The sequence below is a fragment of the Catenulispora sp. MAP12-49 genome (genome assembly GCF_041262705.1).
In the GTDB taxonomy this organism is placed as follows: domain Bacteria; phylum Actinomycetota; class Actinomycetes; order Streptomycetales; family Catenulisporaceae; genus Catenulispora.
On the sequence record NZ_JBGCCP010000040.1, the window covers coordinates 1 to 22,005 of the forward strand.

Sequence of the window (22,005 nt, forward strand, 5' to 3'; positions counted from 1 at the left end):
CGATCTGGCACAACACCAAGACCGGCGCACCCAGCAAGCGATCACTAATCGCTTACGACCACTGACCAGCCCAACGATCGGACTCAATCATCTAGACCGCCGGGACGACCGCGGGATCGAGGGCCTCGTCGAGGTCCTGGATCCCGACCCGGCGCACCGAGGACAGCATCAGCGGCGCGACCATCGCGGCCGCGAACAGCACCCCGGCCGTGACCATGACGTGGCGCGCGCCGAAGGCGTCGGCCAGCGGGATGATCGTCAGCTGGCCGGCCGGGACCGCCAGGGACCGGCCGAACTGGTCGTAGGACACGACGCGCGACATCATCTCGTTCGGCACGTAGGTGTGCAGCGCGGTGTCCCAGGACACGGCCGCGAACGTGATCCCGAAGCCGGCGACGAACGAGGCCGCCGCGATCGCCGCCACTGCCCCGTTCAGGCCGAGCAGCAGATACGGCACCGCCTGCAAGGTGATGGCCAGCTGGCCGACCAGCAGGGGCCGCCGCACGCGGACCCGGATCATCAGCACGCTCATGATCAGCTGCCCGATCGCCCGGCAGCTGATGATCACACCCCAGCCCTCGGCGCCGAACGTCTGTTTGGCCAGCACCAGGCCGAGCACCATCCCCGCACCCATCTGCAGGAAGCCGGACACCGCGGCGGCCGCCGTCATCGACCAGATCCAGGACGAGGAGCGGAAGTACGACCAGCCGACCCGCAGTTCGGCGAACAGCTTCCGGTCGGTCATGACCGGCCGGGCCGAGACCGGGATGAAGCAGAACACCACGGCCGCGGCGAAGAACGACGCCGAGTCCGCGGTCACGGCCCAGCCGCCGCCGATCGTGCTGACCAGCACGCCGCCGACGGTCGGCCCCAGCACCTTGGCCGCGTTGTTCACGGTGGCCAGCAACGAGTTCGCCTGCCGCAGCCCGGCGGGTCGCACCGTCCGCGGCACGATCCCGCTCAGCGACGGGCCCACGAACGCCGACAGCACCCCGGTGACGAACGCCAGCCCGATCAGATACGCGACCGGCTGCTTGGTGAACAGGCAGAACGCCATCGCGCCCTGCGTCACCCCGAGCCCGAAGTGCGTGACCCGCAGCAGCAGCGCCTGCCCGATCCGGTCGCCGATCCCGCCGCCGAGCAGCACCAGCGCGATCGTCGGGATCATCTGGGCGCTGATGACGTAACTCAGGTCCCGGGGACTGCCGGTGATCTGCAGGACCGCGAAGAACAGCGCGATCTGGGTCGCGGCGCCGCCGGTCACCGAGATCGACTGACCGATGAAGAAACGCCGGAACGGTTTCTCCCGAAGCGGATTCATTATCGCGACCCCAACAGGCGGACGGCACGAGGCGCGCCGAGGCTAACAGCGCCGTTCCGGAGGACGCATCCGAATTTCGCCCGGCTGGCACCGTGCCGCTTCTAAACCTTAATACGCAGATCCACGTACACCGGGGTGAACTGGCGGGCCCCGCGGATTAGCGTCACGCGCATGCCGCCGCGCCGGCCACCGGCGGCAGTCCTCTGAGTCGCCGGCGAACAGGGAGGTCTGCCATGACGGTCTTCGTCGCGCCGGGTCAGCCCGACGCTCTGATGAGCTACCAGCCCCGGTACGAGCACTGGATCGGCGGCGAGCCCGTGGCTCCGGCCGGCGGGCTGTACTTCGAGAACCCGACGCCGATCACCGGGCAGCCGTTCTGCGAGGTGGCCCGGGGCACCGCCGCGGACGTCGAGCGGGCCCTGGACGCCGCGCACGCCGCCGCGCCGGCCTGGGGGCGCACCTCGCCCACGGAGCGGGCCGAGATCCTCAACCGGATCGCCGACCGGATGGCGATGAACGTGGACCGGCTGGCGGTCGCCGAGTCGTTCGAGAACGGCAAGCCGATCCGCGAGACGCTGGCCGCCGACATCCCGCTGGCCATCGACCACCTGCGCTACTTCGCCGGGGCGATCCGGGCCCAGGAGGGCGCGCTGTCGGAGATCGACGAGGACACCGTCGCCTACCACTTCCACGAGCCGCTGGGCGTGGTCGCGCAGATCATCCCGTGGAACTTCCCGATCCTGATGGCGATCTGGAAGCTGGCCCCGGCGCTGGCGGCGGGCAACGCCGTGGTGCTCAAGCCGGCCGAGCAGACCCCGGTGTCGGTGCACTACCTGATGAGCCTGATCGCGGACCTGCTGCCGCCGGGCGTGGTGAACATCGTCAACGGCTTCGGCGTGGAGGCCGGCAAGCCGCTGGCCTCCAGCGGCCGGGTGGCCAAGGTGGCCTTCACCGGCGAGACCACCACCGGGCGCCTGATCATGCAGTACGCCTCGGAGCACATCAAGCCGGTCACCCTGGAGCTGGGCGGCAAGAGCCCGAACATCTTCTTCGACGACGTCTCCCGCGCCCGCGACGACTTCTACGACAAGGCGCAGGAGGGCTTCGCGATGTTCGCCCTGAACCAGGGCGAGGTCTGCACCTGCCCCAGCAGGGCCCTGATCCAGCGCGGCCACTACGGCGACTTCCTGGCCGACGCGCTGGCCCGCACCGAGCGCATGAAGCAGGGCAACCCGCTGGATTCGGAGACCATGGTCGGCGCGCAGGCCTCCAACGACCAGCTGGAGAAGATCCTGTCCTACCTGGAGATCGGCCAGAGCGAGGGCGCGAAGGTCCTGATCGGCGGCGAGCGCGTGGACCTGGGCGGCGAGCTGTCCGGCGGGTACTACGTGCAGCCCACCGTGTTCGAAGGCGACAACGCGATGCGCATCTTCCAGGAGGAGATCTTCGGCCCGGTGGTCTCGGTGACCAGCTTCGACGACTACGACGACGCGATCCGCATCGCCAACGACACCCTCTACGGCCTCGGCGCCGCGGTGTGGACCCGGGACGGCACCACCGCCTACCGCGCCGGCCGCGCGATCCAGGCCGGCCGGGTGTGGACCAACTGCTACCACCTGTACCCGGCCCACGCGGCCTTCGGCGGCTACAAGAACTCCGGGATCGGGCGCGAGAACCACAAGATGATGCTGGAGCACTACCAGCAGACCAAGAACTTGCTGGTCAGCTACTCGCCGAAGGCGATGGGCTTCTTCTGATGCCCGAGCCGGCCGATGGCACGGCGCCGTCGCGGGTCGCGGTCACCGAGACCGCGGCGGCGCTCATGCGCAAGCTCTACGACACCCACGGACCGCTGATGTTCCACCAGTCGGGCGGCTGCTGCGACGGCAGCTCGCCGATGTGCTACCTGGCCGGCGAGTTCCGCACCGGGTCCTCGGACGTCCTGCTGGAACGACTCGAGGTCGAGGGCATCGCGGAGCCGGTGACGTTCTGGATGGGCCGCGAGCAGTTCGAGCGCTGGCGGCACACGCACCTGACGGTGGACGTGGTGCCGGGGCGCGGAGCCGGGTTCTCGCTGGAGGCGCCGGAGGGGGTCAGGTTCCTGATCCGGTCGCGGCTGCTGACGGATCGGGAGGACGCGGTGCTGAACGCTCGGTCGGCCGGAGGCTAGTGCGGATCGGAGGCGAACAGGTGGGCGACGTCGTGGACGCCGTGCAGCCCGAACCAGCTCAGGATGGCAAGGATGCCCGCGACGATGCCCACCCAGTCCTTCAGCATGTCCGCTCCGGGCTCGCCGAGCCGGACACGGCGGCGCAGGTCCCTAATAAACAGCACGAGCAGGCACAGGCCGATGAGTGGCAGGCCGATCCGGGCGTAGTACATCCCCACCGTCCAGGTTCCCAGGATGCTGTGGCACTTGTCGTACTGGTCGAAGGCCTCTGGCGAGGCGTACTTGTCGACGGGGCAGAGCCGCGGATGGATGGGCAACACGAACGCCGGGGCGACGATGAACGCCGCGATCGGGAGCGCCGCGATCCAGCCGTAGGGCGTCACGAGCACCAGGGCGAGGGTCGGATGCCTGGACCACCATTCACGCCAGGGCAGCCAGCCCTCACCGACGATCTTGGCGGTCCACAGGCGCATGGCGGTCATCAGGATCGCCATGGAAAGGAGCATCACCGCCCCCGTTATCAGGATGTCGCGCACCACACTCCGTGGGATTGCCGCACGCACGCTCAGCAAACACCGCGGACAGAGGACCGGTCCTGCGCCGGATGTGCTCTCAGGCTTGTGCTCTCGGGCCTGTGCTCTCAGCCTCGCGCTCTCAGCCCGCTGACACAGGCGCCGCCGGCGTCAGCGGCGGGTCCAGGAACGTCAGCGTCGCCGCCGCGGTGTCCAGCCGGGCTCGCACTCCCAGCGGCAGCGACTGCATGAACACGCCGTGGCCGATGTCGGCGCCGAGCAGCACCGGCACGCCGAGGTCGCCGAGCCGGTCGGCGAGCAGCTCCTCGACGTCGGCCAGCGGGCCGCACTCGTCCCAGGTGCCGCACAGGATGCCGCGCACGCCGTCCAGATAGCCGGTGCGCCGCAGCTGGGTCAGGACCCTGTCGAGGCGATAGGGCAGCTCGCCGACGTCCTCCAGGAACAGGATGCCGTCGCGCGCCGGCACCGAGAAGGGCGTGGCCAGCGAGGTGGCGAGCAGGCTCGCGGTGCCGCCGACCGTGACGCCCTCGGCGACGCCGGGCACCAGGACGCGCGTGTCCTGGAAGACGAGCTCGGTGCAGCGCTGCGGCGTCAGCAACAGCCGCGCCAGCCCTTCGAACGACGGCACGCCCGAGCGGAACATCACACTGGAGACCATCGGCCCGTACACCGAGGCCCATCCCAGCCGGCTGCGCACCGCCTCGATCAGGGCCGTGACGTCGGAGAAACCGACCACCACGCGCGGCTCCGGCGTCCCGACCGCGTCCCAGTCGAGCACCTCCAGCGCCCGCTGCACGCCGTACCCGCCACGCGCGCAGATCACCGCCGCGTACCCGGGCTGCCCCAGCGCCCGCGCCAGATCCTCGGCCCGCACCTTGTCGTCAGCCGCCAGATACGGGTACGGCCCCACCGCCCGCGCCGACGGGAACACCTCCGGCAGGAGCCCGACGCTCCGCAGCGCCGCCAGGCCCAGATCAAGCTCCTGGCGCCCGGGCGGCCCGCTCAGCGCGACGACGGCGACGCGGTCGCCGGGCTTCAGGGCCGGGGGTGTCAGGAGAGGGCGCATGAGGCGACTCTCTCATGCGGGGGCGGGGATGATCGAGAGTCGGCCGGCGGGTGGAACAGGCTGGTGGTCAGACGGATGGGTCAGACAGGTGGGTCAGACAGGTGGCTCAGCGGGTGGAGCACCCTTCGTGGCCCGGCTGGGCGGCCCCATGATCTCCACCGCCGTCCTGCCCAGCAGTCGTTCCCGGTAGAGGACGGGCACGGTCCATCCGGGCTTGGGCATCTTGTTGATCGCCCAGTGCGCGGCCCTGGCGACGGCGACGATCTCAGTACCGTCCCCCCGTGGGATCGCCACCCGGATCCGAAAGTACGGCTGAGTCAGGCTCCTCCCCCTCGGCACGACGTGTTCCGCGTGCAGAACCGTGGCACGTGCCTCCTCGCCGTGGTCGATGGTGCGCTTACGGCGGACTGCCCGCGCGACCGCCAGAACAGCGGCGACGGCGAGGCCGATGACGATGCCGATCAGGCGAGTATCAGCACTCACACCATCAACGGTAGACACACCGGCTCCACGATCAAGACATCGGAGAGCCGGTGCCTTAGGGGAGATCCCTCGTACTCCCGCCGTAGATGCCTGCGCCTGCGTCGGCACCAGCGCCTGCGCCTGCGCCTGCGCCTGCGTCAGCCCCAGCGCCGGCGCCGACGCCGGCCAGCAGCAACGCCAGATGGAACCGGCTGCGCGCCCCGTACTTCTCCATCAGGTCCGCGACCGTATAGGTGATGGTGCGCCGGCTCAGCCCCAGCTGCTCGGCCACCATGTGGTCGGTGCAGCCCTCGGCGAGCAGCGTCACCACGGCACGCTCCCTGGCCGACAGCCCCGCCGGCCACCGCACCGGCACGGCCGCCTGGGCCCACAACCGCAGGTACATCTCGACCAGGGCGCGCACCAGCGGCTTGGCGGTGATCTGCCAGACCCCCTTCAGCGGATCCTCGGGGTCGATGGGCGTCATGACCACCGCCCGGTCAATGATGACCAGCTTGGCCGGCAGGGCCGGCAGGATCCGATGCTCGGCGCCGGTGGCGATCAGGCGCGCGTCATGGGCCGACGGGGCCGCCCCCAGCCAGCGCGTCCTCACATCCGGCGGCATCGGGAGCGTACCGAGCACCGAGCGCTGGGACGACGCGGGAACCATGACCAGCCGCTCGCTGCGCTCGACGGAGACGATCTCGGTGAACCGGGCCACCACGGCATCGGCCCCGAACAGCGAGCACACCCCGCGCCCGACCCGCAGCGACCTCAGCCACGCCGCCTCAGACATCGCCGACACCCCCTGACGTCCTCCCGCTCCGTGAATCCGCATCCTGCCCCGGAAAACCGAGCAGCGGCAACGCGAGGCGGACACCGTTGCGACTTTGCGCAAGAACGCCGCAGCAGTGCTGCGCGCCTCCCGCCACGGCCCGCATGGTTCCTTTCATCCACCAGCCCCGAAAGACATCCCTGAAATGAATGTGTCAAGCAGTAGTTTGTTTGGCCTGGTTTGTCCAGGCGGTGTGCTCGTCGTAGAGGGTGCCGTGTTTCAGGCAGCCGTGCAGGATGCCGACGAGTCGGTTGGCGACCTGGCGCAGGGCGGCGTTGTAGCCGATGCCGCGCTCGCGCTGCTTGTCGTAGTAGGCGCGGGCGCCGGGCGAGACGACGATGGCCTTGGACGCCTGGAACATCAGGGCGTCGATGAGCCGGTCGTTGTGCACGTAGCGGGCGGCGACCACGCGTTTCTTGCCCGAGGCGCGGGTGATCGGGCTGGTCGCGGCGTAGTTGCGGCGGGCTTTGGCATCGGTGTAGCGGTCGGGGGCATCCCCGAACTCTGCGAGCACCCGAGCGCCGGTGATCGTCCCCAGTCCGGGCTGGGAGAGGATGATCCTAGCGGCCGGGTGCTGCCCAAAATGTGCCTCGACCTCCTGCTGCAAGGCGGCGACCTGCGCGTCGAGCACGGCGAGCACGGCGGTCAGGGCACGCACACTGGCAGCGTAGGCCGCGGTGACCGCCGCCGGCTGCCCGAGCTGCGGGGTGCGCAGCGCGGCCTGGATCCGCTCGGCCTTGGCCGCCACGTCGCGACGCCGGGCCCGCTTCAGCGCGGCGGCGATCTGCGACCGGGACAACCGCGCGGCCGATTCCGGATCCGGGGCCTTGGCCAGCAGCTCCAGCGTGTCCGGGGCGTCCAGGTCCTCGAAGGCGTTCAAGGCTGCCGGGAAGTAGTCGCGCAGCGCATGCCGCAGCCGCTGGGTGTGCCTGGTGCGCTCCCAGATCAGGGTCTTGTGCGCTCTGGTCATCACCTTGATCGCCTCGGCCAGGCTCGAGTCCCCGGCCACGGGGCGCAGCTGGTGGCCGTCGGTGCGGACCATGTCGGCCAGCATGTGTGCGTCCGCGGCGTCGCTCTTGGCCCCGGACACTGCCCGGCGTTCCCGGTAGCGTGCCGCGACCAGCGGGTTCACCGCCAGCACCGTGTAGCCGGCGGCCAGCAGCGCCAGCACCCACGGGCCCCGGTCGGTCTCGATACCGACCACCACCTCGTTGTCGTCGTCCTGGGACGCCTCGCCGAGCTGCTCGGCGACCAGCCGGTGGAGCTTGGCCATCCCGGTCACGCCCTCGGGCAGCCGAGCCTTGGCCAGCCGCTTGCCCGAAGCGTCTTGGATCTCCACGTCGTGGTGGTCCTCGGCCCAGTCGTCGCCGATGAACAGCCGCACCGTTCCCCCTCCATCTCATTCGTCGATGTCCAGCAGCCTGCGGGAGAACCATCAGCGACCTAATCAAGCAGTGCTCACGCCGAACTTCAGCAGGCACGACATCCCATCAGCGATCAACTCTCCCGGCCGACTGGCAGGGGCACGTTCTTTCGTCAGAACTCGAGGTTCTGGAAAACCAAGTGCTCACCTGTCAGCGGCTACCAACCAGGAGTCTGCCGGATGGCCTACTCCTACGAATGATTAGGAAACCTCATGAACTACGACCTGCGAACCCTGTCCGACCGGGCCGAGCTCAACGACCTGCTGCTGCACCTGGGCCGAGCCCTGGACGAGCACCGCTTCGCCGACCTGAACTCCGTTCTGACGCAGGACGCCGCCGGCTCGACCCGCAACGGAACCGGCACCGGCCGCGACGTCCTGATCGCCCAGATCGAGGCCGGCAACAAGGACCACACCCGCCTGCTCCACCGGCTCAGCAGCGTGCTGATCCATACCGACGACGACACCGCGACAATCCGCGCCTACATCACCGCCCTGTCCGGCCACGCCGACAGCCTCGTACCGACCGAGCGCCGCTACGGACTGGCCCGCATCAAGGCCGTCCGCACGCCCGAGGGCTGGCGGATCAGCGAGCTGAACGTCGAGCCGGTGTTCGTCGTGGGGCGATAGCTCTAGGGCCCACGACTTGGCAGACACATCGCCGCTTGTAGCTGATGCGAAGGAAACGGCCTAGTCGTCGGCAGGTTCGTCGATCGGCCAGGCGATCTCCAGGCGGTTGTTCGGGTCGTCCGGTGTCCCGGTCCACTGGCGGTAGATCATCCGGACCGGGCCCGCGAAAGCAAAGCCGTGCTCGGTGATCCACTCTGCGACGGCGTCGTACGCGCCGAGTATTTGCGGGAACATGGCGGCCGTCCCCTCGACCTCGGTGCAAGCGAGGGTACTCTGGGGCAGCTCGCGCACGGTCATGCCCTCGGGCAGGTCCGTGGGCTGCGCGCCGTTCTCCCAGAACGGCAGGCACGCCTCGACGAGCGTCTCGTTCTCGTCGTCGCACACTCCGTGGAAGCGGACGAAAGCAGGTCCGGTGAAGGTAAGCGGGCCGTTGCCTGCGGCCTCGTACATCTCCTGGTAGGCGCCACGGAGGAAGCCGTCGAGCCCGGAGTTGTCCACGGTCGCCCCGCGGACGAGGATTCGTTCGGCGGAACCCTGGCGCACGGTGACACGGTGGGTCATCTCTGCTCCTTCGGTCAGTCGGTTCAGCAGGCTGTGGACTATGGAACGTTGCACCTCCAGCCGTCGCTCGGCCGCCCGCAGATGCGCCTGCACGGCGGAGACCAGCTCCTCCTTGCCGCCGCCGAGCAACCGGCGCACCTCTTCGACAGGGATGTCCAGCTGCCGCAGCGCCCTGATCGATTGCGCCGTACGCAGCTGGTCACGCCGGAAGTACCGGTAGCCGCTCACCGGATCGACGAACGTCGGCACCAGCACGCCGCTGGCGTCGTAGTGCCGAAGCGCAGTCACCGAGAGGCCGCTGGCCTGCGAGAACTGCCCGATCGGCAGCAGGTTGCTCCTATCCACAGCTCAGACTGTGCCGTCTCGTGCCACCCGAGAGTCAAGCCCGTCCTCGGACGACGGCTTCACCCTCGGCGGACTCATCCTCGCGATCGATGCCGGCGCCGTCGCCACCGTCTACCGTCGATGCGAACTGATGACGAAAGGACCATCCGATGGCCGATGTCCAGGCGGTTCCGGCGCCCCGATTCGGCCGCTGGCTGGTCGAGACCAGTCTCGTCGGTGTGATCGGCGGGATCGTCTGCTGGTTCCTGGACAAGATGCTTCTCGTGTTGCTCGTTCCCGACGGCGCCGGCCCGTTCGCGCTGTTCGCGATCATGATCGCGCTCGGTTGTGTGGCGCTGCTCGGCGGCATCGTCATCGTCGTCCAGGCTTCGGCCTGGACACGGCTCGGGGCCGGGTCGGCGGCGGCATGGCGAACAGCCGCCGCCGTCTGCGTGGTCGGCTGGCTGCCGTGGTTCGGCCCCGACGAGATCCGCCTGGGGCTGACATTCCGGCTGGCGATCGGCCCGGCGCTGCTGGCCGGCACCGTCTGGTTCGTCGCCGTGGCCGTCGCTGTCGGCGCCGCTCCGGCCGTCGCCCCTCGCACCGTGCGCCGGACGGCAGTGGCGGCCCTGGCCGTGTCGGCGGCACTATGGCTTCCCGTCCACGACGCCGTCATCTCCTCGGCGTCCGCGACGGCTCTGAATCGGCGGTCGATTCCGCGCTCCTCCGCGCTGACCGTCTCCTGGCCCGGCTACCTCCCGGAGAAGTACCTGCGTGTCAGCGACGACATCCGGCTCCAGTACGACCTCGAGACGGGCTTTCCCTGCCCCGGCGACTGTGGCAGCAATGGAGTGCTCACGGTGGGCCCGGCCACGACGTCCCCATGCGCCCTCCCCATGGCCATACCCGACGGCCGTACCGTCGCACCGCCGGCCGACTGCCGCCAGATCGCACCGGGGACCTGGTCCCGCCAGACCCCCGACCGGGGATGCGACGTGATCGAGCTCAGCGATGCCCGGACAATCCAGATCTACGAGGACGACTGCCCTGCGACATCTGTCCTCCTCCACATCCTGGGCAGCCTGCGCCCGGCGGACTCCGCGGAGATCCTCAGCCGGACATGAAGAACCGCACCGACCGAGGCCCCTTCTCCACCACCTCCGGCAGCACCAGCGTCCCGCGCGCCGGCGGGCTGATCCGCCCCAGCACGCGCTCCCCCGCCGCTCCCGTGCACGCCGCGACCGTGCCGGGCAGGCCGTGGGCCGTGAACCAGCCGATCAGCGCGAACGCGATCGCCTCCTTGGCGTCCGACGGCACCTTGTACGCGTCCGAGCGCAGCATCTCCACGTCCGGCAGGCGCTTCGCGATGCGCTTCATCAGTTCCGGGTTCTCCGCGCCGCCGCCGGAGACGGCCAGGGTGGCGATGCCGTGGGAGCGGACGGCGTCGACCACCGTCATCGCTGTGAGCGTGGCCAGGGTCGACATCAGGTCCTCGGGGGTGAGGTCCGGGAAGTCGTCGATGTGGGCGGCCAGGTAGGCGTCGTGGAAGAGTTCCTTGCCGGTGGTCTTCGGAGGCCGCCGGGCGTAGTAGGGCTCTGCCATCAGCGCCGCGAGCAGGCCCGGGTGGACCAGGCCGGCGGCGGCCAGGCGGCCGTCGCGGTCGTAGGGTCTGCCGGTGAGCTGGCGGCAGGCGGCGTCCAGGAGCGCGTTGGCCGGGCCGATGTCGAAGGCCACCGGAGGGTCGGCGACGACGGTCAGGTTCGCGATGCCGCCGAGATTCAGGGCCCCGACCGGGCCGGGCAGGCCGCGCAGGAGCAACAGGTCCAGCAGCGAGACCAGCGGGGCGCCCTGGCCGCCGGCCGCCACGTCGGCGGCGCGGACGTCGGAGACCACCGGGACGCCGAGGCGCTCGGTGATCCAGGCCGGCTGGCCGAGTTGGAGGGTGCCCAGGACCCGGCCGTCCTCGGTCCAGTGGTACAGCGTCTGGCCGTGCGAGCAGACCAGGTCGGCCGGGCCCGCGGCCTGGACGGCCTGCCAGGCCGCCGCCGCGAACGCCTGGCCGATACCGGTGTCCAGGCGGCACACCGCGCCCAGATCGGTCTGGTTCGGCGGCAGGGCGGCGACGATCTGGGCCCGCAGCTCGTCCGGGTAGGGGACGTGGTCGGCGTGGACCAGCTCGCCGACCAGGACGCCGCCATCGCCGCCATCGCCGCCATCGCCATCGTCGCCATCGCCGCCATCGCCGCCATCGAGCCGGAAGTCCACCAGCGCGACGTCGATCGCGTCGTGGGAGGTGCCCGAGCTCAGTCCCAGGACTCTCACGCGCTCGCGGCTCCGGCCTCGACGCCGACCACGCGGCGGGACTCCGGATAGAAGCAGGCGTGCTGGTGTTCGGCGGCGTCGCCGGCCGCGATCCCGCTCGGCTCCCCCAACGGCACCAGCACCGGATGCTTCTCAGCACACTGATCGCCGGCGAACGGGCACCGCGGCTGGAACAGGCAGCCCGGCGTCGCCGTCCGCTCGTCCAGGGCCATGGTCGGCGCCGTACGGTCCGGGCCCGGCTCCTCCAAGCCGCGCATGATCGGCACCGCCGAGAGCAGGCACTGCGTGTAGGGGTGCACCGGCGTCAGGATCACGTCGTCGGTGAGCCCGCGCTCGACGACCTCGCCGCGGTAGATCACGTGCAGTTCGCCGCCGTCGCCGACGTAGCGCGCGGTGGCCACGTCGTGCGTGATGAACACCAGCGAGATGCCCAGCCGTGTACGCAGATCGCGCAGCAGCTTCAGGATGCCCAGCCGCATCGAGACGTCGATCATCGACACCGCCTCGTCGGCGATCAGCACCTCCGGGTCCACGGTCAGCGCGCGGGCGATGACCACGCGCTGGCGCTGCCCGCCGGAGAGCTGGTGCGGGTACTTCGGCAGCACCGCGGCCGGCTCCAGGCCGACCAGGGTCAGCAGCTCGGCGGCCCGCTCGCGCCAGTCGCCGGCCTTCTCCCCGGTCTTCCCCCCGGAGGCGCGCTTCTCCTTGGCCCGCATCCGCAGCGGGTCGCCGAGGGTCGCCTCGATGGTCCGCGTTGGATTCAGGGCCGAATACGGGTCCTGATGGATCATCTGGATCCGGCGGAAGTACTTGGCCCGCTGGTGCGGCTTGAGCTTGGACAGCTCGACGCCGTCCACCACCAGCTCGCCGCCGTCGAACGTCTCCAGCCCGGTCAGGATCTTGCCCAGGGTGGTCTTGCCGCAGCCGGACTCGCCGATGAAGGACACCGCGCCGCCGTCGGGCAGCGTGAAGTCCACGCCGCGCAGCGCGTGCACGGTCCGCGCGCCGGTGAAGGTGCCGTGCGTCTGGTAGGTGCGGGTGATGCCGCGGGCCTCGATCATGCCGGTTCTCCCACGGCGGCGGGCGCCCCGGCGTTGCCGGAGAGCACGGTGGACGGGTCGACGTGGCAGGCGCGCCGGCGCCCGGACTGCGGCCGGCCGTCGAGCTCCCAGCCGACCAGCAAAGGCTCGGTGTCGGCGCAGACCTCGACCGCGAACGGGCAACGGTCGCGGAAGACGCAGCCGGCGCGGGCCACGGTGGTCAGGTCCGGCGGACGTCCGGGCAACGCGCGCGCCGCCTCCACGTCGCCGGTGATGCGCGCGGTGGCGCCTATCAGAGCCTTGGTATAAGGGTGCGAAGGCCGGCGCAGCACGTCCAACAGCGGGCCGTCCTCGACGATCCGGCCGCCGTACATCACCGCCAGGCGGTCGGCGATCTCGGAGATGGCGCCGATGTCGTGGGTGATGATCAGGGTGGACAGCTGGTTCTCGTCGTGCACCTTGCGCACGATGTCCAGCACCGAGGCCTGGGAGAGCATGTCCAGCGCGGTGGTCGGCTCGTCCAGGATCAGCACCTTGGCGTTGAGCACCAGGGCGAAGACGATGCCGATGCGCTGGCGCATGCCGCCGGAGAGCTCGTGCTGGTAGGAGTCCAGCACCCGCCGGCCGTCCAGGCCCATCCGGTTGGCCAGGTCCAGCGCCCGGGCCATCAGAGCCCGAAGATCGGCGACCTCGTGCGAGCGCCCGAGGTCCAGCAGCTGCTTGCCGATGGTCTTCAGCGGGTTCAACGAGTTCTGCGATGCCTGGAACACGTAGCCGATGGCCCCGCCGCGCGCCTTGCGCAGCTGCTTGCCGGCCAGCGCCGTGACGTCCCCGACGCCGGCCACCTCGATGGTCCCGGCGGCGATCCGCCCCGGCGCCGGCACCGCGTTCAGCAGCGACAGCGCCAGTGTGGACTTGCCGGAGCCGGACTCGCCGACCAGGCCGGTGATCTCCCCGGCCCGCAGCTCCAGGGAAGCCTGGGCCACGGCCGGCAGCCAGCCGGCCGACGTCTGGTACTCGACCGTCAGGCCGCGTACTTGTACCTCGCTCACGCGCGCTCCCTCAGCCGCGGGTTGAACAGTTCGTCGATCGCGTCCAGGAAGAGCACGATGCCCAGGGTCAGCGCCAGGATGCAGACCAGCGGCGCCAGCAGGTAGATCAGCGCCGAGGACGTTTCCATCGCTCCTCCGGAGAACACCGCCTGGTTCAGCATGACGCCCCAGTTGGTGCTGGAGAACGGCACCAGGCCCAGGAAGAACAGGCCGACCTCGGCGCCGACGAAGGCGATCATCGACAGCATCAGCTGCATGGTGGCGTAGGGCGCGATGTTCGGCAGCATCTCCTTGACGATGATGTGCCGCCGGGACAGGCCCAGGCCCCGCGCCGCCTCCAGGAAGCCGCGCTCACGCAGCGACAGAGCCTGCGCGCGCACCGCGCGGGCCACGCCGCCCCAGCCGGTGATGCCCAGCACCAGGCCCATCTCCCACGGGCTGCCGAAGCTCCACACCGTGGACAGCAGGATCAGCAGCGGCAGGCCCGGGATGGTCAGGACGAAGTCGGTCAGGCGCATCAGGACACTGTCGGTCATGCCGCGCTGGTAGCCGGCGATCAGACCGATCGTGACCCCGAACAGGCTGGTGAAGAACGCCGACAGCGCGGCGGTCGCCAGCACGTAGCGCGCGCCGGTCACCACCTCCTGCAGGACGTCCGAGCCGGCGAAGTCGGTGCCCAGCCAGTGCTTGGCGCTGGGCGGGGCGTACAGAGCGTTCGGGTCGACGGCCAGCCGGCCGTAGAACCAGGGCCCGCAGATCCCCATCAGGACGAAGAACACGATGATGATCAGGCCGATCAGCCGGCCGGGCTTGCGGGTCACGGCCTTGCGGAAGGCCGCCCAGGCCGGGCGGCGGCTGCGCGCCGACGCGGCGAGGGTCGCGGTGACGGTCGCCATGTCAGCGCCTCACTCTCGGGTCGATCAGGGTGTAGCAGAGGTCGGCGATGATGTTCGCGATGATGATGGACACCGTGATCAGCAGGAACGCCCCGGCCATCACCGGGTAGTCGCGGCCGCCGATGCTCTTCAGGAGCAGGTCGCCGAGCCCGGGGTAGTCGAAGGTGTCCTCGATGAAGAAGGACCCTGCGAACATGACTCCGAAGGACAGCGCCAGCACCGTGAACAGCGGCAGGATCGCGTTGCGGCCGATGTAGCGGGCCCGGGTGACCGGGGCGATGCCACGCAGCTCGGAGGCCAGGATGAAGTCGTCGCCCAGCACGGAGACCACCGAGGACTTCATCGCCAGCAGCCAGCCTCCGTAGCTGAGCAGTGCGTAGGCGCACACCGGCAGCACCGCGTGCTGGGCCACCGAGCCGATGTAGGGCAGGTTCCAGCCCGGGTCGTATTGGATGTCGCTGGTTCCGGCATCGGGCAGCAGGTTCCACTCGGTGTGGAACACCACCAACAGCAGCAGGGCCAGGACGAAGGCGGGGATGCCGGCGACCAGCGAGCCGGTGACGGTCAGCAGACCGCCCCAGCGGCTGGACCGCTTGACGGCGGCGAAGATGCCGCCGATCACCCCGAACAGGAAGCTGACCAGCAGCCCGGTCAGCACCGGGATCACGGTCCACGGCAGCGCCGACCAGATCAGGTGGCTGACCGGGACCCCGGAGTAGGTGATCGACTGCCCCAGGTCGCCGTGCGCGAGCTTGGCGAGGTAGCCGCCGTACTGCGAGAGCAGCGAGGCGTGGGAGGTGAAGCCGTAGATCGCCTGCACCTTGGCCGACGCCTGGTCCGAACTCATTCCCATCATGATGTATTGCTCGTACTGCACATCACCGGGCTTGCCGGGCAGCGCGTGCACGAGGAAGAACGTGAACGTCACCACGACCCAGACCATCACCAGTCCGGTCAGGAGCTTGCCGGCCAGCCGGCGGGCGAATCCCGTCATCTTCCTCCCCTCCCTCTTGAGCTTCCTGTCATCGTCCTGGCCCTGTGTTCTCTGTTGTTCCCAGGGCTCTTACTTGCCCTGCACGTATCCCTGCATCATCCACACGCCGGGCGGGTTGGCCAGCAGGTCGTCCTGCCCGGTCTTGGGGAAGTTGGTGAACCGCTTGTCCAGGTTGAACATCACGTGGGTGTAGTTCCAGATCTGGATCATCGGCAGCTCCTGGTTGGTGGCCGCGGCGAGCTGGGCGATGATCGGCTGCTGGTCGGACACCGGCGTCGTGGACAGCTGCGCGGTGAGCTGGCCGGGGTCGATGCTCTGGCCGTTGACCGTGTAGGACGCCGGGGTGTGCTCCCAGTTGGTGGGCGCCGCGTCGTTGTGCGCGGCCTGGCCTCCTGAGACGCTGTAGCCGTCGGCGGAGCCGTAGATGCGGGCGTAGGCCTTGTCGGTCTGCGGGCCCAGGGCCACCAGCCACCAGCCGACCGCGTACTTACCGGCCGCCATCTCCTTCTGGTAGGTGGCGAAGTCGGCGGTGATCGCCGCGGTGGTCGGGATGCCGAAGGCGGTCAGCTCGTTGGCCACGATCGTGGAGGCCGCGATCCAGTCCGAGAAGCCGTTCACGGTCTGCAGAGTGATCGTCCACGGCGCGCCGCCGGGCAGGTGCCACTTGCCGGAGGAGTCCTTGGTGAAGCCGGCGCCCTGCAGCAGGGACGCGGCCTTGGCCGGGTCCGGCTTGTAGGGGTTCAGCGCCGCCTTCTGGTCCGAGGACAGGATCGTGTCGGACTGCGAGCCCACCAGGCCGGTGGTGGTCGGGGCGGCGATGCCGCCGACCGGCTCGCCGACCTTGGTGACCGCGTCGCGGTCGATGACGTAGGCCAGCGCCTGGCGGACCGGGGTCAGGTTGTACGGCGCCTGCTTCTCGTTGAACGCGATCGAGGCGCTGACGTAGCTCGGGGCGTCGACGCGGGTGTAGCCGGCGGACAGCACCTGGTTCAAGATGTTGGTGGGCATCGAGGTGTACGGGGCGAAGTCCAGCTCGCCGCCGTTCATGTAGCCCCAGATCTGCTGGTTGCCGGAGTAGCTGCGCAGGATGACCTGCTTCGGCGAGATCTTGCTCGCGGCGTAGAAGTACTGGTTGCGGTCCAGCAGCGCCTCGCCGGGGTTGACCCGGGTCTCCACGAACGGGCCGGCCGAGACGTCCTTGGCCGGGGCGAAGGCGGCGATGGTCTTGCCCTCGGCGGCCAGCTTGGTGGCCGCTGCGCTCGCGGCGGACTGGTCGGAGCCCTGCACGGCGGCGATCTGGGACCAGACGTCGGCCGGGAGCTGGCTGCCGTAGACCGAGTTGGCCACGATCGTCGAGGTGAGCACCAGGCGCTGGAAGTACAGGTTCTTCACGCCGGGCTGCTGGTCGATCTCGATCTTGCCGCCGCCCAGGTCCTTGACGTCGGAGACCTCGAAGTTGCTGCCCGCGACGACGGTGCCGCCGGCGCTGGCCACGGGGCCGGCCGTGCCCTGGGTGTAGGCGATGGCCAGCGAGGTCTTGATGTCGGCGACGGTGACCGGGGTGCCGTCGGACCACTTGGCGTTCGGCTGCAGCTGGATGGTCAGACCGGAGTCCGAGGAGGTCCAGCTCGCGGCCAGGCCCGGGAGCAGGGCGTTGGGGTCGGACGGGTCGTTCTTGGTGAAGCCCAGCTCCATCTGGTTGTAGCCCAGGAACATGTTGGGCGCGGCGTTGAAGGGGTTCATCGGCGCGCCGGCGGTGATCTTGTTGTTGGCGTCGATGCTGGTGAAGACGCCGCCGGTGCCACCACCGCCGCCACCGTTGGATTTCTTCGCCGAGGAGCTGGAGCACGCCGACAGGGCGGTGGCCGCTATCGCCGCGACGGCGATGGCCGCGACCAGTGGTTTGGGTCGGGACATGGTCCTGACATCTCCGTTCGGTTCGGTGGGACGGGCTGGTTGGTGAGTATCTGTCTGGCATCGCGCGCTGGCGAGCAGCGCGCTTGAGAGTTCGTGCGTGGTCCGCATGGCGGATCCGGCCGAGCCGGGCACGGTCGAGCCGCCGCAGTGTGTGGAACCGTAGGACGCGGCGAGGACCTACGTCAATGAGTTGCGCGGATCGCGTTCATTCCGTAACTTGCCAACGGCACGCCCCGCACCGCACCACGCCGCCCCACGCCGCACCATGACGACCACGCAGGCCGCCCCCGAGAGGAAACGCCACGCATGAGCCCCTTGACCCCGCCGACCGCAGAGCGCGTGGCCGCGCCGACCGAGGAGCGCAACCCGGCGACCGCGGACATCGACGCCGTGCCGACGGTCGAGGTGCTCAGGCTGCTCAACGCCGAGGACGCCCGGGTCCCGGCGGCGGTCGCCGCGGTGCTCCCGGCGCTGGCCGAGGTGGTGGAGGAGACCGTGCGCCGGCTGCGGGCCGGCGGCCGCGTGCACTACTTCGGCGCCGGCACGTCGGGCCGCGTGGCCGTGATGGACGCCGCCGAACTGATCCCCACCTTCGGCCTGCCCCCGGGCGTGGTCGTCGCGCACATCGCCGGCGGCATCAAGGCCCTCACCATCCCGGTGGAGGGCGCCGAGGACTCCGCCGAGGGCGGCGCGGCCGATGCCGCGGAGGTCACCGCCGCAGACGTCGTGGTCGGCCTGACCGCCAGCGGCCGCGCCCCCTACGTCGCCGGCGCCCTGCGCGCCGCCCGCAAGGCAGGCGCCTTCACCGCCCTGGTCTCGGCCAACCCCGACGCGGCCCTGGCCGGCGAGGCGGACGTGCACCTGGGCCCCGACACCGGCCCGGAGGCGATCGCCGGCTCCACGCGCCTGAAGGCGGCCACCGCCCAGAAGCTGATCCTCAACGGCTTCTCCACCGCCGCGATGATCGCCCTGGGCCACACCTACACGAACCTGATGGTCGACCTCGCCCCGACGAACACCAAGCTGCGCGGCCGCGTCCTGACGATCCTGACCGAGGCCACGGGCCTTGCCGAGCAGGAGTGCGCGACCGCGCTGGCCGAGTGTGACGGCGAGCTGAAGACGGCGCTGATCTGCCTGCTCGGCGCGGTGCCGCCGGCCGAGGCGCGCCGCGCGCTGGCCGCCGCCGGCGGGCAGGTGCGGGCGGCGCTGGCGGCCTCCGCGCGGACCTGAGCCCCGCGCGGAGGTCGCTCACAGACGCGGGTCACCAGCCGCCGAGCAAGAGGTGCGCCGCTCAGCGGCTGGTGACTCGCACGTAGTACCCGTCCGGATCGAACACGCGGAAATCCAGCAGCCCCCACGGCCGCTCGGTCAGCCCGTCGGCGATCGGCCAGCCGCTGTCGACGGCCCGCTGATACGCCGCCCGGACATCAGCGACCTCCAGCACGATCTCGGTGCCGGTCGGCACGCTCCGCGCCGCACGATCCACCTCGGTCCAGGCCCGCACCGCGCCGATCCGCACGGTCCCCAGCGCCACGGCGGCGTAAGGGCTCTGGCTCGTACGGCGGTCGTCGGCGATCGAGAAGCCCAGGACTCGGGTGTAGAAATCCACGAACACGTCGAGGTCCGCCACGAACACCTCGATCCGCATCGCGGCGTCGGCGTCGGGGTCGGAGTCGGAGTCGGCAACAGCAATGGGGGCGGCGCCCTCTCGGAACTCCCGGGCCAGCACCCCCATCCGCACGAAGTCCTGCCACCGCCCGCCCTGGAAGAACGCCTCGCGCAGCCGCCCCTCCTCGACGAAGCCGGCCTTGCGGTACGCCGCGATCGCCGCCGGGTTGTCCCCGTTCACGGTCAGCTCGATGCGGTGCAGCCCCAGGCCGGTGAAGCCGTAGCCGATGATCGTGCGCACCGCGTCGGTGCCCAGTCCGCGGCCCTGATAGGGCGCGCCGATCATCACGTTCAGCGTCGCGCAGCGGTCCTTGACCGTGGCCCCGTACAGCGCGATGTGGCCGATCAGCTCGCCGGTGGCCAGCTCCACCACCGCCAGGCCCGCGTCGCTGCCCTGGTTGCTGCTCCAGAGCCGGAAGGTCTCCGCGACCTGCTCGGCCGGCCTGGCCACCAGCTTCCCGCCGGCCATGGTGACCAGGGTCCGCGGGTCCGACCACCAGGCCACGAACGATTCCAGGTCGGCATCGCGCACCAGCCGCAGCCCGACCAGCTCTCCGGTCAGCGTGTAGTCCATCCCTGTCACCCCTACCGTCCCCGTGCTCCCTGGACCGCGCTGCGCGTCCGTTCCAGCGCGCGCGTGGTCCGGCTGAAGTTGCGCTGCGCCACACCGACGAACAGGCAGTCGACCACCGTCAGCGCGGCGATGCGGCTGGCCATGGCGCCGGAGCGGAACGTGGTCTCGCGCACCGCGGTGGTCAGGACCAGGTCGGCGACGTCGGTGATGGGCGAGCGCGGGAAGTTGGTGATGGCGATGGTGCGGGCGCCGTTGTCGTGCGCCTCGGCCAGGGCCGTGACGGTCGCCGGGGTGGCGCCGGTGTGCGAGACGCCGATCGCGACGTCGCCCCGGCCCAGCAGCGCCGCCGAGGTCAGCGCGGCCTCGGCGTCCGGCCAGGCGAAGGCCCGGTGCCCGATGCGGTGCAGCTTCTGGTGCAGGTCCAGGGCGATCAGGGCGCTGGCCCCGATGCCGTAGACGTCCACCGCGCCGGCCGACACCACGGCGTCCACGGCCCGCTCCAGCACCTGCAGGTCCACCTGCGCGACGGTGTCCTCCACGGCGCGCGCGTCGGCGTAGCCGAGCTTGGTCACCACGTCGGCCAGCGAGTCGCCCGGGCCGATGTCGCCGCCGGCGGTGTGCGCGGACGCGGCGGCGTCCTCGATGCCGGCCGCGGCGGCCAGCCCGATCCGCAGCTCCGGGTAGCCCTTGAGGCCCACCGCGCGGCAGAAGCGGATGACCGTGGTCTCGGAGGTGTCGCAGTCCGCGGCCAGCTCGCTGATCGTCTTGGCGGCCACCCCGGCCGGATCGGCGATCGCCGCCTCGGCGACCCGCCGCTCCGAGGGCGGCAGCGTCGGCAGCAAGGCCCTGATCCGCACCAGCACGGTCGGCGGCGGCCCGGCTTCGTTGCCCAGCACCGCTCCCCCGGCCGCGCCCGCCGCCGCCCCGTTGCCGCCATTGCCGCCGTTGCTGCCATTGCCGCCGGAGCCCGATCCGCGCGCGCCGCGGGAGGGCCGATTCGCGCCACTGCTCATGCTGTGATCCTAAAGCCAGGACCGGCGTTGTCGTCACCGGTGTTGAGACTGCCGCCGGAGCCGCTTTCGCGCACGTCACCGGGCTGTGCAACGGCCTTTGGCCGCGCGGCGGCGTCCGGCTGTGCGGCGTCCGGCGGGACCGCGACGCCGAACTCGGCGGCGACCGCGGCGTGCAGCGAGCGCCGCAGCTGCCGCGCGCGGTTGTCGCGGCCGAACAGCACCGCGTTGGTCAGCAGCACGCACCAGATCCCGGTCGCCGGGTCGAAGGCCAGGCTGGTGCCGGTGAACCCGGTGTGCCCGGCGCCGGTGGCCGGCCACTGGTCGGACATGAAGTCGTAGGAGTCCCCGCGCAGCGTCCAGCCCAGGCCGCGCCGGCCGTCCAGACCGTCGGTCTGGCAGCGCAGCGCCTCGGCGCGGACCGCCGGGGTGAGGATCGGGCTGTCCTGGGCCAGCCAGCCGGCGCGCAGGTAGGCGGCCAGGTCGGTGGCGGTGCCGAACAGGCCGGCCTGGCCGGCGACGCCGCCGAGGCTCTCGGCGTTCTCGTCGTGCACGACGCCGGACTTCGGGTCCTGACGCTCCGGATCGTCGAACCAGTTCGCCTCGGTGGGAGCGGCTTTCCCCGGTGGCAGGGAGGTCGGCAGGAATCCGGTGGCGGCCATGCCCAGGGGTTCGGCGACCAGCTCGCCGAACGCCTCCTGCAACGGCTTGCCGGTCACGTCGGCCACGATCCGCCCCAGCATGATGAAGCCCGGGTCGGAGTACTTCACGACGGTCCCGACCGGCGCCTGCAACGGCTCGGCGAGCACCGCGGCGAACCGCTCCTCGGCGGTCACGGGCAGCCGCCAGACCTCCAGGATCGCGGGCAGCCCGGAGGAGTGGGCCAGCAGATGCCGGATGGTCACCTGCTCCTTGGCGCGATCCCCGCCGAAGCCCGGCAGGTACTTCACCACCGGGTCGTCCAGCCCGATCTCCCCGGCGTCGGCCAGCCGCAGCACGCACGGCAGCGTGGCCGTGACCTTCGTCAGCGAGGCCAGGTCGTAGCGGGTGTCCGGGCCGACGCCGGCACCGAACGCGGCGACGTCCACCGGGCCGTCGGTCCCGCGGCCGTAGGCGAGCACCGCGCTGGGGACGACTCCGGCCGCCACGGCGTCGGCGACGAGCCCTCGGGGATCTGGTAGATTTCCACCGTCAATCATGCCTGAAG

The 22,005-nt window shown here is 70.7% G+C and carries 21 protein-coding genes; 5 read left to right on the forward strand and 16 right to left on the reverse strand.

Annotated elements, in window-relative coordinates:
* Positions 1-91: 91 nt before the first annotated feature.
* Entirely contained in the window at positions 92-1,321 is a 1,230-nt protein-coding gene (locus tag ABIA35_RS41665; RefSeq protein ID WP_370361613.1) for an MFS transporter, read from the reverse strand.
* Between the two features lie 233 nt (positions 1,322-1,554).
* Here ABIA35_RS41665 and ABIA35_RS41670 point away from each other — a divergent pair, with 233 nt between their 5' ends.
* On the forward strand, positions 1,555-3,078 hold the full coding sequence (locus ABIA35_RS41670) for an aldehyde dehydrogenase family protein (protein ID WP_370361614.1): 1,524 nt from the start codon (positions 1,555-1,557) through the stop codon (positions 3,076-3,078).
* The gene (locus ABIA35_RS41675) at positions 3,078-3,491 is read left to right on the forward strand and encodes a DUF779 domain-containing protein (RefSeq protein ID WP_370361615.1); all 414 of its coding nucleotides are present in this window, start codon (positions 3,078-3,080) and stop codon (positions 3,489-3,491) included. The genes ABIA35_RS41670 and ABIA35_RS41675 overlap by 1 nt, the downstream gene beginning before the upstream one ends.
* Here ABIA35_RS41675 and ABIA35_RS41680 read toward each other — a convergent pair.
* The 5 genes from ABIA35_RS41680 to ABIA35_RS41700 all read right to left on the reverse strand — a co-directional run bounded on the left by ABIA35_RS41680 (position 3,488) and on the right by ABIA35_RS41700 (position 7,771).
* The gene (locus ABIA35_RS41680) at positions 3,488-3,985 is read right to left on the reverse strand and encodes a hypothetical protein (protein ID WP_370361616.1); all 498 of its coding nucleotides are present in this window, start codon (positions 3,983-3,985) and stop codon (positions 3,488-3,490) included. The genes ABIA35_RS41675 and ABIA35_RS41680 overlap by 4 nt on opposite strands.
* 160 nt (positions 3,986-4,145) lie before the next feature.
* The gene (locus ABIA35_RS41685; protein ID WP_370361617.1) at positions 4,146-5,090 is read right to left on the reverse strand and encodes an LD-carboxypeptidase; all 945 of its coding nucleotides are present in this window, start codon (positions 5,088-5,090) and stop codon (positions 4,146-4,148) included.
* Positions 5,091-5,183: 93 nt separating this feature from the next.
* Positions 5,184-5,573, reverse strand: a complete 390-nt coding sequence (locus ABIA35_RS41690; protein ID WP_370361618.1) for a hypothetical protein — start codon at positions 5,571-5,573, stop codon at positions 5,184-5,186.
* A gap of 55 nt (positions 5,574-5,628) precedes the next feature.
* Positions 5,629-6,348, reverse strand: a complete 720-nt coding sequence (locus tag ABIA35_RS41695) for a LuxR C-terminal-related transcriptional regulator (protein WP_370361619.1) — start codon at positions 6,346-6,348, stop codon at positions 5,629-5,631.
* A gap of 193 nt (positions 6,349-6,541) precedes the next feature.
* Positions 6,542-7,771 (reverse strand): IS110 family transposase, encoded by a 1,230-nt coding sequence (locus ABIA35_RS41700; RefSeq protein WP_370361620.1) that lies wholly within the window; start codon positions 7,769-7,771, stop codon positions 6,542-6,544.
* 252 nt (positions 7,772-8,023) lie between these two features.
* On the opposite strand from ABIA35_RS41700, the gene ABIA35_RS41705 reads away from it, so the two are divergent.
* Complete coding sequence (locus ABIA35_RS41705) at positions 8,024-8,440, forward strand: nuclear transport factor 2 family protein (protein ID WP_370361621.1); 417 nt, start codon at positions 8,024-8,026, stop codon at positions 8,438-8,440.
* Positions 8,441-8,500: 60 nt separating this feature from the next.
* Here the strand turns inward: ABIA35_RS41705 and ABIA35_RS41710 are convergent, their stop codons facing one another.
* Positions 8,501-9,346 (reverse strand): MerR family transcriptional regulator, encoded by an 846-nt coding sequence (locus tag ABIA35_RS41710; RefSeq protein WP_370361622.1) that lies wholly within the window; start codon positions 9,344-9,346, stop codon positions 8,501-8,503.
* Between the two features lie 149 nt (positions 9,347-9,495).
* Here ABIA35_RS41710 and ABIA35_RS41715 point away from each other — a divergent pair, with 149 nt between their 5' ends.
* On the forward strand, positions 9,496-10,449 hold the full coding sequence (locus ABIA35_RS41715; protein ID WP_370361623.1) for a hypothetical protein: 954 nt from the start codon (positions 9,496-9,498) through the stop codon (positions 10,447-10,449).
* On the opposite strand, the gene ABIA35_RS41720 is transcribed toward ABIA35_RS41715, so the two are convergent.
* The 6 genes from ABIA35_RS41720 to ABIA35_RS41745 all read right to left on the reverse strand — a co-directional run bounded on the left by ABIA35_RS41720 (position 10,436) and on the right by ABIA35_RS41745 (position 17,546).
* Positions 10,436-11,647 carry an anhydro-N-acetylmuramic acid kinase gene (locus tag ABIA35_RS41720; protein ID WP_370361624.1) on the reverse strand — a complete coding sequence of 404 codons (1,212 nt, stop codon included), beginning with the start codon at positions 11,645-11,647 and terminating at the stop codon, positions 10,436-10,438. The two genes, ABIA35_RS41715 and ABIA35_RS41720, sit on opposite strands and share 14 nt — an antisense overlap.
* The gene (locus ABIA35_RS41725; RefSeq protein ID WP_370361625.1) at positions 11,644-12,708 is read right to left on the reverse strand and encodes an ABC transporter ATP-binding protein; all 1,065 of its coding nucleotides are present in this window, start codon (positions 12,706-12,708) and stop codon (positions 11,644-11,646) included. The genes ABIA35_RS41720 and ABIA35_RS41725 overlap by 4 nt, the downstream gene beginning before the upstream one ends.
* Positions 12,705-13,739, reverse strand: a complete 1,035-nt coding sequence (locus ABIA35_RS41730) for an ABC transporter ATP-binding protein (protein ID WP_370361626.1) — start codon at positions 13,737-13,739, stop codon at positions 12,705-12,707. The genes ABIA35_RS41725 and ABIA35_RS41730 overlap by 4 nt, the downstream gene beginning before the upstream one ends.
* Positions 13,736-14,635 (reverse strand): ABC transporter permease, encoded by a 900-nt coding sequence (locus ABIA35_RS41735; RefSeq protein ID WP_370361627.1) that lies wholly within the window; start codon positions 14,633-14,635, stop codon positions 13,736-13,738. The genes ABIA35_RS41730 and ABIA35_RS41735 overlap by 4 nt, the downstream gene beginning before the upstream one ends.
* A 1-nt stretch (position 14,636) precedes the next feature.
* On the reverse strand, positions 14,637-15,629 hold the full coding sequence (locus ABIA35_RS41740; protein ID WP_370361628.1) for an ABC transporter permease: 993 nt from the start codon (positions 15,627-15,629) through the stop codon (positions 14,637-14,639).
* Between the two features lie 69 nt (positions 15,630-15,698).
* The gene (locus ABIA35_RS41745; protein ID WP_370361629.1) at positions 15,699-17,546 is read right to left on the reverse strand and encodes an ABC transporter substrate-binding protein; all 1,848 of its coding nucleotides are present in this window, start codon (positions 17,544-17,546) and stop codon (positions 15,699-15,701) included.
* Positions 17,547-17,852: 306 nt separating this feature from the next.
* Between ABIA35_RS41745 and murQ the strand changes: the two genes are divergently transcribed.
* Positions 17,853-18,776 (forward strand): N-acetylmuramic acid 6-phosphate etherase, encoded by a 924-nt coding sequence (gene murQ / locus ABIA35_RS41750; protein WP_370361630.1) that lies wholly within the window; start codon positions 17,853-17,855, stop codon positions 18,774-18,776.
* 61 nt (positions 18,777-18,837) lie between these two features.
* Here the strand turns inward: murQ and ABIA35_RS41755 are convergent, their stop codons facing one another.
* The 3 genes from ABIA35_RS41755 to ABIA35_RS41765 are packed head-to-tail and all read right to left on the reverse strand — an operon-like array spanning position 18,838 to position 21,997.
* Entirely contained in the window at positions 18,838-19,788 is a 951-nt protein-coding gene (locus ABIA35_RS41755; RefSeq protein WP_370361631.1) for a GNAT family N-acetyltransferase, read from the reverse strand.
* 11 nt (positions 19,789-19,799) lie between these two features.
* On the reverse strand, positions 19,800-20,801 hold the full coding sequence (locus ABIA35_RS41760) for a MurR/RpiR family transcriptional regulator (protein WP_370361632.1): 1,002 nt from the start codon (positions 20,799-20,801) through the stop codon (positions 19,800-19,802).
* On the reverse strand, positions 20,798-21,997 hold the full coding sequence (locus ABIA35_RS41765; protein WP_370361633.1) for a serine hydrolase domain-containing protein: 1,200 nt from the start codon (positions 21,995-21,997) through the stop codon (positions 20,798-20,800). The genes ABIA35_RS41760 and ABIA35_RS41765 overlap by 4 nt, the downstream gene beginning before the upstream one ends.
* Between the last annotated feature and the right edge of the window lie 8 nt (positions 21,998-22,005).

Bases quoted from the DNA above. Each gene is read 5' to 3' on its own strand.
- ABIA35_RS41745 (WP_370361629.1), bottom strand. From the start codon at position 17,546: ATGTCCCGACCCAAACCACTGGTCGCGGCCATCGCCGTCGCGGCGATA.
- ABIA35_RS41670 (WP_370361614.1), top strand. From the start codon at position 1,555: ATGACGGTCTTCGTCGCGCCGGGTCAGCCCGACGCTCTGATGAGCTAC.
- ABIA35_RS41665 (WP_370361613.1), bottom strand. From the start codon at position 1,321: ATGAATCCGCTTCGGGAGAAACCGTTCCGGCGTTTCTTCATCGGTCAG.
- ABIA35_RS41680 (WP_370361616.1), bottom strand. From the start codon at position 3,985: ATGGCGATCCTGATGACCGCCATGCGCCTGTGGACCGCCAAGATCGTC.
- murQ (WP_370361630.1), top strand. From the start codon at position 17,853: ATGAGCCCCTTGACCCCGCCGACCGCAGAGCGCGTGGCCGCGCCGACC.
- ABIA35_RS41725 (WP_370361625.1), bottom strand. From the start codon at position 12,708: ATGATCGAGGCCCGCGGCATCACCCGCACCTACCAGACGCACGGCACC.
- ABIA35_RS41760 (WP_370361632.1), bottom strand. From the start codon at position 20,801: ATGAGCAGTGGCGCGAATCGGCCCTCCCGCGGCGCGCGCGGATCGGGC.
- ABIA35_RS41715 (WP_370361623.1), top strand. From the start codon at position 9,496: ATGGCCGATGTCCAGGCGGTTCCGGCGCCCCGATTCGGCCGCTGGCTG.
- ABIA35_RS41765 (WP_370361633.1), bottom strand. From the start codon at position 21,997: ATGATTGACGGTGGAAATCTACCAGATCCCCGAGGGCTCGTCGCCGAC.
- ABIA35_RS41735 (WP_370361627.1), bottom strand. From the start codon at position 14,635: ATGGCGACCGTCACCGCGACCCTCGCCGCGTCGGCGCGCAGCCGCCGC.
- ABIA35_RS41755 (WP_370361631.1), bottom strand. From the start codon at position 19,788: ATGGACTACACGCTGACCGGAGAGCTGGTCGGGCTGCGGCTGGTGCGC.
- ABIA35_RS41675 (WP_370361615.1), top strand. From the start codon at position 3,078: ATGCCCGAGCCGGCCGATGGCACGGCGCCGTCGCGGGTCGCGGTCACC.
- ABIA35_RS41705 (WP_370361621.1), top strand. From the start codon at position 8,024: ATGAACTACGACCTGCGAACCCTGTCCGACCGGGCCGAGCTCAACGAC.
- ABIA35_RS41685 (WP_370361617.1), bottom strand. From the start codon at position 5,090: ATGCGCCCTCTCCTGACACCCCCGGCCCTGAAGCCCGGCGACCGCGTC.
- ABIA35_RS41740 (WP_370361628.1), bottom strand. From the start codon at position 15,629: ATGACGGGATTCGCCCGCCGGCTGGCCGGCAAGCTCCTGACCGGACTG.
- ABIA35_RS41695 (WP_370361619.1), bottom strand. From the start codon at position 6,348: ATGTCTGAGGCGGCGTGGCTGAGGTCGCTGCGGGTCGGGCGCGGGGTG.